This is a genomic window from Chryseolinea soli (assembly GCF_003589925.1).
GTDB classification, from domain to species: domain Bacteria; phylum Bacteroidota; class Bacteroidia; order Cytophagales; family Cyclobacteriaceae; genus Chryseolinea; species Chryseolinea soli.
Genome location: NZ_CP032382.1, coordinates 3,746,691 through 3,759,362 on the forward strand (window position 1 = coordinate 3,746,691; position 12,672 = coordinate 3,759,362).

The following is a 12,672-nucleotide window of genomic DNA, read 5'->3' on the forward strand; positions in this document are numbered from 1 at the left end:
ACAGACAGTTTATAAGACTTTGTGCCATGGGAGTGATTTTATTCACACCAAGCATGGTCTTTGGTCAGCAAATACCTTTAGATCCGCAAGTGCGGACTGGCAGATTGCCTAATGGATTGACATACTACCTGCGAAAGAATAATGAACCGCAGAAGCAAGCGTATATGATGATTGTCAACAAAGCGGGTTCCATCCTTGAGGACGACGATCAACTGGGGCTGGCGCATTTTATGGAGCACATGAATTTCAATGGTACCAGGCATTTTCCGAAAAACGAACTGGTCAATTTTCTTGAAAAGTCGGGTGTGACATTTGGCGCAGATCTGAACGCTTACACGTCGTTCGACGAAACAGTATACATACTTCCTATTCCGACCACTAATCCCGAGATGCTTCCTAAGGGTTTGGATGTTTTGCGCGATTGGGCATCGGAGGCGACACTGGATCCTGTCGAGATTGACAAGGAGAGAGGCGTCATCCTGGAAGAGGAGCGCTTGCATCGTGGTCGAGGTGAGCGTATAGATAAGCAGACTTTTCCGATGCTCACCAATAGGTCGAAGTATGGCGCACGTTCCCCCATCGGTGAAGTTGATATACTCAGAACCTTCAAGCCAGAGTCAATTAAACGCTTCAAGGACGATTGGTATCGTCCCGACCTTCAAGCCGTCATTGTGGTGGGGGACATAGATCTTGACAAGACGGAGAAGTTGGTCAAGACGAGGTTTACGGACTTAAACAATCCCGTGAAAGAGCGGACAAGGAGCCGATACGAGATCGAACTGAAAGGTAACAATCAGTTTATAGTAGCAACGGACGATGAACAACCTAATGTGTCGATAGAGATTTACTTTAAACGCAAAAGCGGCGACCTATACACCGAGGAAGAATATGTCAGAGCGATCAAAGGTCAGCTGATGAACCAGATGATCAGCTTTCGACAGTTAGAGATGACTAACAGCGATCCTGCGCCTGCTTACCTCAATATGGGAATCGGTAAGCAAGGCTTCGTGGGTGGAGTGGAGACGATGGGCATTTCGGTGACCGGGAAGAAAGGGAAATTGAAGGAGGCTTTTAAAAAAACGTGGGGCCTTGTAGAACGGCTTAGGAAATATGGATTTACTGAGCAAGACCTGGAAAACGCAAGAACACAATTCCTGCGTTTTTATGAGCAGCGATTTGAGGAACGCGAGCATAACGAATCGAAATCCTATGCGCAGGAGTATGTGTCTCTGTTCCTAAGAGGTGAGGCTTCTCCGGGCATAGCATGGGAATATGATTTTGTAAAAAAGACATTGCCGAAGATTTCAGTGAGTGATATCAATGCGCTGTTACAGGGATATCTGGAACCGCATGACCGCGATATAGTGGTCGGCGCACCGACGTCCGAGAAAGGCATGCTGCCGACTGAAAAAGACATTGAGGGGTGGATGACCGAGGTTGCTCAGGCAGAAACATCGGCATTTCGGGAACAGGAATCCGAAAAAGAATTATTGGAGACTTTGCCGGTGGCTGGGAAGGTTGTTTCAAGAACGCAGAAAAGAGAATTTGGTGTCACCGAACTCAAGCTGTCGAATGGTATCAATGTGATATTAAAGCCGACTGCATATAAAAGCGACCAGATAATTTTTACTGCGTTTAGCGAGGGAGGAACATCTCTTTACGATTTGAAGGACTTTTTCAACGCAGCGTACGCGACGAGCTTCTTTGATGAAATGGGGCTTGGCAAGCTTACCTCGATAGAGATGCAGCGGAAACTTGCGGGTAGCACAGCTCAGGTGTCGGTAAATATCGGTGAGAAAATAGAAGCTGCTGGCGGCGGCGCATCGGTGAAAGATATTGAAACAGCTTTTCAAGTGCTATATCTGAAGTTTACATCCCCTCGCAAAGACACGGTGCTGTTTGGTAATATGCTGGCGAACTTTGAGGAGATTCTTGCGAACCGATATCTTGACCCCCAAAATGTGTTTTCAGATTCTATCGAAGCTATCGTCAGTAACCGTGATGCTCGCCATCGTGCGCCATCGGTAGAGGATATCAAAGCGTTAAATTTGGATCGGATGTACCGGATCTATAAGGAAAGGTTTGCTGACGCCTCTGGCTTTACTTTTGTGTTTGTGGGTAATTTTGAAGAAAGGGAACTACTTCCTCTCATTGAGAAATATCTAGGGTCTTTGCCGGCAACCCATAAGGCTGAAAAGGCGCGGGCTTTTAAACTGAAGAGTCTCGAAGGAAAGGTTATGAAAGTTGTGTCAGCAGGTACGGAAAATAAGGCATCGGTAAGAATGTTTGTACACGGAAAGGCTAAGAACACTGAAGTTGAAAGAATGAAACTTAGGGCTCTCTGTGAAATTCTTCAAATGAGACTTGTGCAGATACTTAGGGAGGATGAGGGGGGCGTATATACCCCGTCTGTACGGGGGGCGTTTATAGAAGAGGAACAAAAGTTTTCCATTGGAATTGGGTTTGGCTGCTCTCCGCAAAATGCGGATCGCCTAATTTCCTTGGTAACAGCGGCACTCAAGGATATTCGGGAGCGGGGAGTAACCGCTGAGGAGGTTCAGAAGTTTAAAGTGGCGTGTGAAAAGAGGCATGATCAGTCATTAACTACGAACGAGTTCTGGTTGCAATACTTAGCCGGCCAGTATCGGAAAAAAGAGGATTTGAGTGCGATCAATGCGTTTCACAAAGACTTATCCAGGGTGACCGCTGAAAGCTTGTTAAAAGCTTCGCAAGTGTTTTTCAGTGACAAAAATGTCCTAACCTTCAAGTTAGTGCCAAAGAGTACGAGTTAGTTTAGGTTTAAAAGGAAGGGGGCCATGAGAATGGCTCCTTTTTTATTAATTAATTAATCTTTTTAGCCAAAGGTGAGTATCCGGACTAACATTGAGTGTCTTAAAATCCAAGGAACAGCGTGATCAAGGCGGTCTGGATGGAATAGCGTATTGCCCGTAGCGCTTTGGTAATATGGGCCTCAACCGTTTTTGGCGAGATATCGAGCTTGTCTGCAATTTCCTTTTGGGAATAGCCCTCTTCTCGGCTCATGCGGAATACTAATTGACATTTCTCCGGTAAGGATTTGATGGTGTCTTCGATCGCGGATAGTGCGCCATTGTAGTCGATCCATTCGGCGGTGGTGTTTACTTCAAGCGACGTGGCATCGTCAGAGTCGACGAACATGCGGTCCTTTGCAAACTGAGCCAATTTTGCCAGGATTTCGTATTTCACGCAGGAAGCGATGTAGGTATGGAACGAATGGCGGAGTATCAAGGTATTCCTGCGTCTCCATAGGTTCATGAAGACATCCTGAACGATCTCTTCGGCCTCAACTTCTGAACCGAGTCTGATTTTTGCCTGTACCAATAGCTTCTTCCAGTAGCGGTTGAATAGCTCGGCAAACGCATGTTTGTCATCATGCTCCCGGAGCAGCTGAACCAGTTTAAGGTCGTCATATGTCGAATAGCAGTTCAAGGCAAGTCGCTTTTCGGTAATAGGTCGAAGAAATAATATTTCAAACGTTGTAGTTTTTTTGATCGATTCTACAACCAAAATCAATTCAATTTAAAATTTTTGTGATGAAAATTAACTGTTGGTGAAATTTTTATACAGCAATATTATGAAATAATTGCTGCCTGATTGGTCGGAGCAATTCGGTGATTAACCTTGACTTCATACCGATGCCAAGCGGTTGATCGATCTAGCAAAAAGGACGTCCATAGGAGGAGCTAAAGGGGATATTTGAACTTTTGTTTCGTGGACTATCCTTTTTAGTCATCGTATAGGCACGAGTACACTGAAGCTGCTCTTTGTTCGTGTTATTGTACGACTTGATAGTACAAAACCGATTCTCCAGCTGATAATTACAAACGAAATATTAAGTTATAGAATGTCAGAATCCTTTAGGCTAAGCGCGCCCAATGCATCCTAGATTAATTTATATTTAGGTGCATCTGGCTTCCCGATACGAGTTAGGTTTCCATAAAATCTTGAAGGGCTTTTTTTACCTCTGGATCCTTTGATATGTGACTTGGAATCATAGGTAAAGGGAGTGCGGGCAAAAGTGTGTACACCACAGACAACTCCTCCAGGCACACTAACTGCGTCAGGCATTCATCACATTGCTAGCATCGTATGGCGCATGAAATGCCTTTTGGCTACAACAATCTGAATTTCGACTACGTGTGGATTCTTACTGCGGACGACTTTTGTGCAAGTAAAATCGAAAACAATATGAACATCGTATTAACAGGATCAGTAAGCCATGTAGGCAAGCCACTCACGCAGGAGTTGGTAGGTAAAGGCCACTCCGTAACGGTTATCACAAGTAAAGCGGAGAGGATAAAAGAGATTGAATCACTCGGTGCGACAGCAGCTGTGGGCAGTATGCTTGACGTTCACTTTCTGGCAACAACGTTCCAGGGTGCAGACATCGTGTACCTGATGGAAACACTTGATGCCGTAGGTGGTGACTTTGGTGACAAGGATAGTGATCTCATTGATGCTATCAGCCAGATCGGACAGAATTACAAGCAGGCCGTTCTTGAAGCAGGTATCAACCAAATAGTGCATCTGAGTAGCATCGGTGCTCACATGAAAAAAGGAAATGGATTTTTGCAATTTCATCACAACGTAGAAACCATTCTCAAGCAACTCCCGGAAGAGGTGAGCATTAAGTTCATGCGCCCGGTTGGATTCTACACCAACATGTTCGGATTCATCAGGAGCATCAAAACGAAAGGTGCAATTATCTCTAATTATGGAGGCGATAAAAAAGAACCATGGGTATCACCGGAAGATATCGCTGCTGCCATAACGGAAGAGATGGACAAACCATTTGGAGGAAGGAATGTTCGTTATGTGGCAAGCGATGAAGTGTCGCCAAATGAAATTGCAAAAGCGTTGGGTAATGCTATTGGCAAGCCGGATTTGCAATGGCAGGTAATCTCTGACGAGCAGCTTCTGAACGGCTGGATAAAAGGTGGATTCAACCCACAGATTGCCCGTGGCTTTGTGGAGATGCAGGCCAGTCAGCGAAGTGGTTTGTTATATGAAGACTACTATCTTAATAAACCAACGTTAGGTAAAGTGAAACTGGATTCGTTCGCAATTCAATTTGCTGTTGCTTATCATGCGGAATAATCCATGGAGGAGCAATAGACAATTCCGTATTCAATAACTCATAGCGAATTAGGTCATTGATAATACGACTTAGAATCATTTTAACCCTGAATGTATGGTAACGACTACTAGGATATCGGCAATAGAGAAAGTATTTGTGAAAACCGGACAGATCCTATCCACACGCGCATGGAACGGTGGTAACATGCACGAGTTGCATCTTCATTTGCCCGATGTGGATTTTGATACGTGGAAAAAAACACAATCGATCAAATGCAGAATATCCTCACTACATTATACGGATTATACTCCTGCCATGTGGGATGCCACAGAGAAAACCTGCACGTTATACATCGATACAAGCCATGCCGGCAAGGGAAGCGAATGGGCGAAAAGACAAAGGCGGGAAGCCGTTTTTTACTATCTTAACATCGAAGAGGAGTCTCACCTCCCCGAGTGGGGCAGACGTCATATCTTCTTTGGTGACCGGACAGCTATTGGCCATTTTTGCGCGATACAGCAACTGGCATCATCAGAGATAAATATAGACGGTTGCGTTGTCTTCAATGACATAACGACTGCGAATGGATTGGCTGAAAATTGTCCGTGGTTGCAAGTGAAATGTGTTACGGATTATCAACGGCTATATGATCATGCGGAGCAGGTGGCGATACAAATTAAAGACGACCAAGAGAATAATGTATTCTATGTGGTGGGTAATGCGCAGCTGATTATGAGTGTCCGTAAACTTTTAAAGACGCACGGAATTGATGGAAGCCGTATTAAATCAAAAGGATTTTGGAAGTAGTAGCGGAATTGAATAGCAGCTATAGAATGAAACCAGTTATGGAAAAACGTAAAACGAAAAGAGTAAAAACAATAACAGAATTCCACAAGCTCAGAGGTTTACCAAAACCTGAGCACCCACTAATCAGTATTGTAGAGTATTCGAAAATAGTCCGTTCACCGGAGATCAGCCAGGTAAACTGGGTGCTTGATTTCTATAATATTTCGATGAAGAAAGGTCTCAATGCAAAATTGAAATACGGACAACAGGAATATGACTTTGATGAAGGAGTCATGTTCTTTATTTCGCCCAACCAGGTTTTTAGAATTGAAGCGGAACCTAAAGCAACAGAAGAAAAGTCAGGCTGGATGCTGCTGATTCATCCTGACTTCTTTTGGAACACAGCGTTGGCGAAATCCATAAGACTATACGAGTTTTTTGACTATTCCGTAAACGAAGCATTGTTTGTGTCCGAAAAAGAAGAGTCAATGATTAACCAGATTATTCAAAACGTTCAGTTGGAGTATCATTCTAATATTGACAAGTTCAGTAAGCAAATTATTGTTTCACAGATAGAAACGCTGCTGAATTATGCAGAACGTTTTTATAGCAGGCAATTCATTACCCGCGATAAATCAAATCACCAGGTATTGATTCGTCTGGAAAGATTGCTGGAGGAGTACTTCAAAGGTGAGCAAGTAAGTGTGAAAGGGTTGCCCGTAGTTCAGGACATCGCTTTTGCATTGAATGTTTCACCGAAGTACTTGAGTGCGTTACTCAAAGTGTTGACAGGGCAAAATACACAGCAGCACATTCATGAAATGCTGATAAAAAAGGCCAAAGAAAAGCTTTCCACTACGAGTTTGTCCGTAAGTGAAATTGCCTACGAACTGGGCTTCGAACATCCGCAGTCTTTCAGGTTTTCGCGTGATAAACTGACGTTTATAGAATCGATTCGAATAATTTAGCAGTAATTCGATTTGTGAGATAATAACATCCTGACTAAAGTCATCAATTCTACCTTTCAATTCATCCTCTATAATTTTGAAGATGGAAATGATGGTTGTCCTTTCTCCGGCTGACAGGTGCAACGCCTCGTGCACAGCGTATGAAAAGAATCCATATTGTTTGATTCTCTTTGCTAAAGAATAACCCAATAAAAAGTCAGGGTGAAAAAGCAAGGTATAGCCTGATTGATCACCACGCTGATCATGTGTCCAGGTGACTTGGTTTGGTGACACAAAGAACATCCCACCTTCATCAAAGTCATAGAAGTCTTGTCCGTATTTAAACTTCCCATGCAGGTTCTTCTTGTATGCAATCTTGTAAAAATTCAGGATATGTGGGTTGGGAAGATTTTTCAAGGCAATTGTACCTTCAGAATTATTAATCAAGCTCACAAGGGAATGGAGAGGTGCTGGTATGTTCAATACCTTATGCACCTTCGACAATGAATCTAATCTCTGTGGGCTTTGTTCTTCCTTCTTCATCACATTTCAAAGATTAGTAGTTTTTATTTGCAGTCAATTTTGCCTTTAGCTCCCTGAGATCCATTTAGGTTATTCTTAACATCGTCCCAGTCTGATTCTTTTGGATTGAGTTGGGAATGGAGGTAAGCGAGAATCGTGTTACAAAGAAAAGCAACGCGCTCCGGATTTTCATCAGATGTTTCAACAGAGTCATAGCCAGAAACGCCGCCAAACAAATGGCCGGCATCAAAGACTGTCAGCAAACACTTGGGACCGGGACTTAAATGATATGCGTCAGCCCTCCAATTGTCGGTATCGGAGAAGTTCGAACTCTTGTCTTTATCGCCGTTCACGACCAGCGCGGGAAGAGTCATTGTATTGAAGTTCGTCCCAGCTAAAACAGGGTAATGTTCTTTGGCAAATGTAGCAAGTGTGGCTGACGCACCCGGAGCCCCTATTATTACCCGAGCTTTTAACCTTGGCTCTGCAAGATTTATTACTTCACCATTGGCTGGATCAGTGACTTCCATACCAGCAAGCATCGCCACGGTGTGGCCTCCCAAAGAATGTCCGATAGCGGCGATTTGACTTAAATCGACCCTCCCTTTCAATCCTGGCACCGTACGAATTATTTTATCAAGGTTGTCAATGATAAATCGCATGTCCCGGGCTCGTGATTTCCAAAACAGAGGGGCTTCCGAATAGGACGGGTCAAGGGCTAATGTTTTTGAGTTTTCATGGGTTGGCTGAATCACGACAAAACCATGCGACGCAAAAAAGTCTGCAAGCGGTCCGTAACCATGAAATGAAGAAAGAAAATTGGAACGTCCATGACCATGTGAAAGTAAAAGTACTGGAAGGTTCACTCCGCTTGCCGGAGCCGAAACTTTCATTTGAAGATCGACATGCCGACCTGCCATTCGTAGCACAACCGGGCTGTATGAAATAACCGGAATTCGAGAGGCAGTCGCTGGATCTTGTGAAAAAATAGTACCCGAGTTGATGCACAATGCAGTCATCAAAATTCCTGCTTTTATTGTGCTTGCTGAAGTTCGCTTTAAACCTATTGAAGTTGACATATTTGTTTGATTTGATAGGATACGAAAGTCTGAGTTCGATGGAATTATAACGTAGTTAAAATCAGGAATTCCGTAGCCAAAACGCAGTTGGTGGTACAGCTCTAATTAATGATCGATTGCTTAGCAGTTCTGGTGATAAAATTTACATACGGGTTCTAAAACAGCGTTTTTCGCTGATAGTATTCCTTGAGGTCAGAATATTGAATCTAAAGGTTTTGACAATTTCACACTTCCCTGAACAAAGCAGTCATGAAATCTGGACTCTTAATACGGCTATTCTGGACTTTTGAAGAAAGCTTGACCTGGACGGCAACAGCATTCGCCTAATAATTGGGGAATTCCTGGAGGACGGAGCTTGTAAAGGGGAGACCGTTTATGCCCGTACTCCTTTGGAGCTGAGTCGCTTTCATTGGCCGTTTTACAAGAATTAGCCCTTCTAATAATATGGAAGTTACCGCTACGTACAATCCATTGAAAAACAGTCATTTTAAATAAACAAAATTGTTTATACATAATATTTATAATATATTTGTTATATTTATATCATGAAAACTAATGAAATTGATCTTTTGAAGGGCATTCACCCTGGGTTTGTCCTGGAAAGAAAGCTGAAGGAGAAGAACCTTAGGAAAGGTCCATTTGCTATATCCATAAATGCGTATCCTCAGATTTTAGGGGATATTACAAAAGGCAAACGCGGCATGAATACCGCACTTAGCCTGAGAATCGAGCACGCCCTGGGATTAGAGGAGGGTTTCTTCATGACGCTTCAGGTTCACTATGAGATCAAAGAAGAAAAGCGCAAGCAACAGGACATGTCTCATCCTGACCTGGCAATATTGAGGAGCGGATTATTCTGGGACACTGATGTTTCGAAGATTGATTGGCAAAGGCAACGCAAGGCAATCATTCAAAGAATTTTTGAACGCGGTGATGAACAGGAGAAAGCCGAAATAAGACGCTTCTATGGAAGTGATATTGTAAAAAAGGTTCTGCAGGAACTGAATCTGAGCCATGCCGGATAGTTTGCATTGGGATACCGTTACTCCCCTGCTGAAGGATGCGCTCACCATCCTGATGGAAAGCGAAATATTTGACCCGTTCCGTTTGGTGGGGGGTACTTCACTGAGCCTACAGTTGGGACACCGAATGTCGGACGACATTGATTTGTTCACCGATGAAGTCTATGAGTCAATTGATTTTGATAAGATTGATAAGTTCCTCAGAGATTCCTTCGCCTATGTATCCGAACCAACAACAGGTCCGATTGGGATGGGAAGGTCATATTTCATTGGCAACAGCAAGGATGATACTGTCAAGCTTGATCTTTATTACACCGACAAGTTCATAAGAGATCCGTTAGTTTTAGGTCCCTACAGACTGGCAACAGTGGAGGAGATTGTGGCGATGAAAATCGACATTGTTCAGCGTCGCGGCAGGAAAAAAGATTTTTGGGACCTGCATGAAGTGATTGAGGACTACAGCATAGAAGCAATGATTGCGCTGCACCAGGAGCGATACCCGTATAATCACAACGAAGCGATTATAAGAGAAAACTTCACCGATTTTTCAAACGCCGATGGCGACTTTGATCCAAAATGCGCGAGGGGAAAGTTCTGGGAACTTATTAAATATGATTTCTTCAAGACGCTAGAGTCTTGAACCCGCCGACAGAATTAACGTGCGCCAAAATCACAGCGTCAGATATCATGTTTATCAAAATAAATCTGTATCACGGCTATTTTCATAATCAAATTGTGCCTTTAGTATTGCGTCCTTTCAATTTCGAACCCCGCTGGGGTACTTTTTATCGATCTAACTTCCTGAAGGTTAGAATATTATATCTTATAAAATCCAAAAATTACCGCGTGATTTTTGGTATCTTTTGATTCGTTTTGGTCTCTTAATGAACGTCTTTACTCTCATAAATTTACGAAAAAGGGCGAATTGTGGCCCAGAAATGGTCGAAATCCGGCCAAATTTTACTATTTTTTAAGTGGGAAGATTGCCCCACACAATAGGGGATGCGCACATTCTCTTGTATTTGACTTGCCAGAGGGAAAATATTTGAGCTACAGGCATGTATTGAAAAGCTCGGGCTTAAGACTTCGAGCATTTTTGGAATGTTTACTTGGTGCAGCAATCACTGGCGCATAGTAATTCTTATTAGCTCCAAGCCAGAAGAGGCTTTAAAGATTTTTGTTGTAGGTAACATTTATATAAAGCACCCTTAGCCATTAAAATCGTTATGATTAGAGAAAAAATTGGAACCAAAGAGAATATAGTCAACCTATTTTCTCATCCAAATAATTGCAGTAATGTTTGCTATTTGCCCTGGACCCTAGAGCAAACAGTTAAACACTACATTTCACAGAGCATCCAAAGAGATGGATATAACACAACCTCCTTGACCATTACGGTATCCGGAAATGATGTATTTCTTGAGTCGGATGGTGAAACCTTCTCAGGTGAATACTTAAAAAACCTAATAAAGTTTCTTGAAATCGGGCTACTGGGCTTCGATCTTTCGATCAAAAGAAACAACGTGAAAAAATGGAAGGCTAACTGGAGATTCTTATTACCTCTTGGCATTTCAATTTTTAATCATAAGACCATTGAAATGATGGATTTTCCCCCTGTTTCCCTGGTATTGGAAAAGCAAGATTACTTGAATTCCAAAACCAGCGATCGCTGGTCCGAGCTACTGCTGTTGAATGGTGCGGATAAGATTGACCTTGAGAAATTTGAGTCAATTTTAGATATAGTGCCGATAGCTGCTCCGGCTGGAGATGGAGCTATTTTAGATCAGGAAGGTGTTTATAATGGCGATTTTGACGGCTACACGCTGAGCCTATTGGATTTTTTTTCAAAGACTTCAGATCCCTTAATTGGTAAGCCGCTGGTTGCTTTTGGTGCGCCTATCAGGCAATGGTTGAAGCGAAAATATGGATTGTCACTAAATGTTTTAACAGTGGGCACGTTCAAATTGGATAACAACAGGACAATATCTACTATAGGTTCAAATCATCCGGCTTTTATTTTCTACGCGGGCCATAAATTCATATGCGAGCCAGATAAGGACAAATTAAATTTTGAGCTCGCATTTAAAGTGATGCAGCAAGACCTGATTGTGGCGCAATGGCAAGTTGAAATGGGAAGTAAACCAGCCTCTGATCCAAAAGCTGTATTGGCGAAATGCAAGACTAATTGGGCGAACAGGCCAAGTGAAATTGAAGACCTTGTAAATAGACAGGTCTATGGAAAAACCATCACGCGTGAGCTACAGGAGTATGCAAGGTCCCTTGCGACTGAAACAGACTTTAAATTCAACGAAAAATTTTTACAAGAAATCGAGAAGAATGCTCCTCTTGAATTGTTAAAAAGAGATTGGTGAGCTATGTAATTGACAAGGTGCTGAATATGCGAAAATATTATTGGGGACTAGTGTTTTTTATTCTTTCACACAACACTGAGGGATACGATAAAATCGGTCATCGAATCATCGCGCAAATAGCTTCAATGAATTTACATCCGAAGGCAAAATTAAGAATTGAGAATATTCTAGGTAAAAATGGACTGGCAAATGTCTCGAACTGGGCGGATGAGATTAGAAGTGACCATGCGTTTGACTATTCTGCGAGATGGCATTATTTAAATGTTGATGGTGAATATGACTCAAATGACCTGGATAGCGTGTTTGAAAATGCTACAAATAGAAATGACAATCTTTTATTTGCGATTGACAGTCTGATTAAAGTGCTTAGAAAGAATCGAAATGATATTCAGGCGCTGAAATTTTTGGTCCATTTTATAGGTGACCTTCATCAGCCTTTGCATTTGGGTAGATCAATTGATCGAGGTGGGAATTTGATTAAAGTAAAGTGGTCCAAGGACTCGATTAATCTTCATTCCTTGTGGGATACTCAGATGATCAATTTTGAACAACTGAGTTATACAGAATACTCACATTTTCTCTTAGAGTCATCGAACTTTAAAGAAGTGCGATCTGCAAAATCAAACTTAAAAACTTCTTTCAAAAAGTCGTATGTGATTAGTAGAAGAATATATAATTACAACTACAAAGATTTAAACCAATATATTTACTACTACGGTTTTTCAAATGACATTGCAGGATTGCTGATTACTGGAGGCTCTCTTCTCTCTTCTGTGCTCAATGAACTATATTCATAAAGTATGCATGCCGAGAGAGAATTAAAACACA

The 12,672-nt window shown here is 42.4% G+C and carries 10 protein-coding genes; 8 read left to right on the plus strand and 2 right to left on the minus strand.

Features of this window, described 5'->3' with window-relative positions; genetic code table 11:
* Positions 1–26 precede the first annotated feature (26 nt).
* Positions 27–2,792 carry a M16 family metallopeptidase gene (locus D4L85_RS15995; protein WP_160143769.1) on the plus strand — a complete coding sequence of 922 codons (2,766 nt, stop codon included), beginning with the start codon at positions 27–29 and terminating at the stop codon, positions 2,790–2,792.
* 100 nt (positions 2,793–2,892) lie between these two features.
* On the opposite strand, the gene D4L85_RS16000 is transcribed toward D4L85_RS15995, so the two are convergent.
* Positions 2,893–3,468, minus strand: a complete 576-nt coding sequence (locus D4L85_RS16000; RefSeq protein ID WP_160143770.1) for an RNA polymerase sigma-70 factor — start codon at positions 3,466–3,468, stop codon at positions 2,893–2,895.
* A gap of 759 nt (positions 3,469–4,227) precedes the next feature.
* On the opposite strand from D4L85_RS16000, the gene D4L85_RS16005 reads away from it, so the two are divergent.
* The 3 genes from D4L85_RS16005 to D4L85_RS16015 all read left to right on the plus strand — a co-directional run bounded on the left by D4L85_RS16005 (position 4,228) and on the right by D4L85_RS16015 (position 6,870).
* A complete protein-coding gene (locus tag D4L85_RS16005; RefSeq protein WP_119758823.1) occupies positions 4,228–5,136 on the plus strand; it encodes an NmrA family NAD(P)-binding protein in 909 nt (302 codons plus the stop codon).
* A gap of 94 nt (positions 5,137–5,230) precedes the next feature.
* Positions 5,231–5,923: a ferredoxin reductase domain-containing protein gene (locus D4L85_RS16010; RefSeq protein ID WP_119755237.1), complete on the plus strand. Its 693-nt coding sequence runs from the start codon at positions 5,231–5,233 to the stop codon at positions 5,921–5,923.
* 38 nt (positions 5,924–5,961) lie between these two features.
* The gene (locus D4L85_RS16015; protein ID WP_119758824.1) at positions 5,962–6,870 is read left to right on the plus strand and encodes a helix-turn-helix domain-containing protein; all 909 of its coding nucleotides are present in this window, start codon (positions 5,962–5,964) and stop codon (positions 6,868–6,870) included.
* A gap of 545 nt (positions 6,871–7,415) precedes the next feature.
* Here the strand turns inward: D4L85_RS16015 and D4L85_RS16020 are convergent.
* The gene (locus D4L85_RS16020; protein WP_228450920.1) at positions 7,416–8,450 is read right to left on the minus strand and encodes an alpha/beta hydrolase family protein; all 1,035 of its coding nucleotides are present in this window, start codon (positions 8,448–8,450) and stop codon (positions 7,416–7,418) included.
* Positions 8,451–8,995: 545 nt separating this feature from the next.
* On the opposite strand from D4L85_RS16020, the gene D4L85_RS16025 reads away from it, so the two are divergent.
* From D4L85_RS16025 to D4L85_RS16040, 4 genes are all read left to right on the plus strand, one after another.
* A complete protein-coding gene (locus D4L85_RS16025) occupies positions 8,996–9,475 on the plus strand; it encodes a helix-turn-helix transcriptional regulator (protein ID WP_119755239.1) in 480 nt (159 codons plus the stop codon).
* Positions 9,465–10,112, plus strand: a complete 648-nt coding sequence (locus D4L85_RS16030) for a nucleotidyl transferase AbiEii/AbiGii toxin family protein (protein WP_119755240.1) — start codon at positions 9,465–9,467, stop codon at positions 10,110–10,112. Before D4L85_RS16025 ends, D4L85_RS16030 begins: the two co-directional genes overlap by 11 nt.
* Positions 10,113–10,698: 586 nt before the next feature.
* Complete coding sequence (locus D4L85_RS16035) at positions 10,699–11,844, plus strand: hypothetical protein (protein ID WP_119755241.1); 1,146 nt, start codon at positions 10,699–10,701, stop codon at positions 11,842–11,844.
* Complete coding sequence (locus tag D4L85_RS16040) at positions 11,841–12,641, plus strand: S1/P1 nuclease (protein WP_119755242.1); 801 nt, start codon at positions 11,841–11,843, stop codon at positions 12,639–12,641. The genes D4L85_RS16035 and D4L85_RS16040 overlap by 4 nt, the downstream gene beginning before the upstream one ends.
* The last annotated feature ends 31 nt before the right edge of the window (positions 12,642–12,672 follow it).

Bases quoted from the DNA above. Each gene is read 5' to 3' on its own strand.
- D4L85_RS15995 (WP_160143769.1), top strand. From the start codon at position 27: ATGGGAGTGATTTTATTCACACCAAGCATGGTCTTTGGTCAGCAAATA.
- D4L85_RS16005 (WP_119758823.1), top strand. From the start codon at position 4,228: ATGAACATCGTATTAACAGGATCAGTAAGCCATGTAGGCAAGCCACTC.
- D4L85_RS16010 (WP_119755237.1), top strand. From the start codon at position 5,231: ATGGTAACGACTACTAGGATATCGGCAATAGAGAAAGTATTTGTGAAA.
- D4L85_RS16015 (WP_119758824.1), top strand. From the start codon at position 5,962: ATGGAAAAACGTAAAACGAAAAGAGTAAAAACAATAACAGAATTCCAC.
- D4L85_RS16020 (WP_228450920.1), bottom strand. From the start codon at position 8,450: ATGTCAACTTCAATAGGTTTAAAGCGAACTTCAGCAAGCACAATAAAA.
- D4L85_RS16025 (WP_119755239.1), top strand. From the start codon at position 8,996: ATGAAAACTAATGAAATTGATCTTTTGAAGGGCATTCACCCTGGGTTT.
- D4L85_RS16030 (WP_119755240.1), top strand. From the start codon at position 9,465: ATGCCGGATAGTTTGCATTGGGATACCGTTACTCCCCTGCTGAAGGAT.
- D4L85_RS16035 (WP_119755241.1), top strand. From the start codon at position 10,699: ATGATTAGAGAAAAAATTGGAACCAAAGAGAATATAGTCAACCTATTT.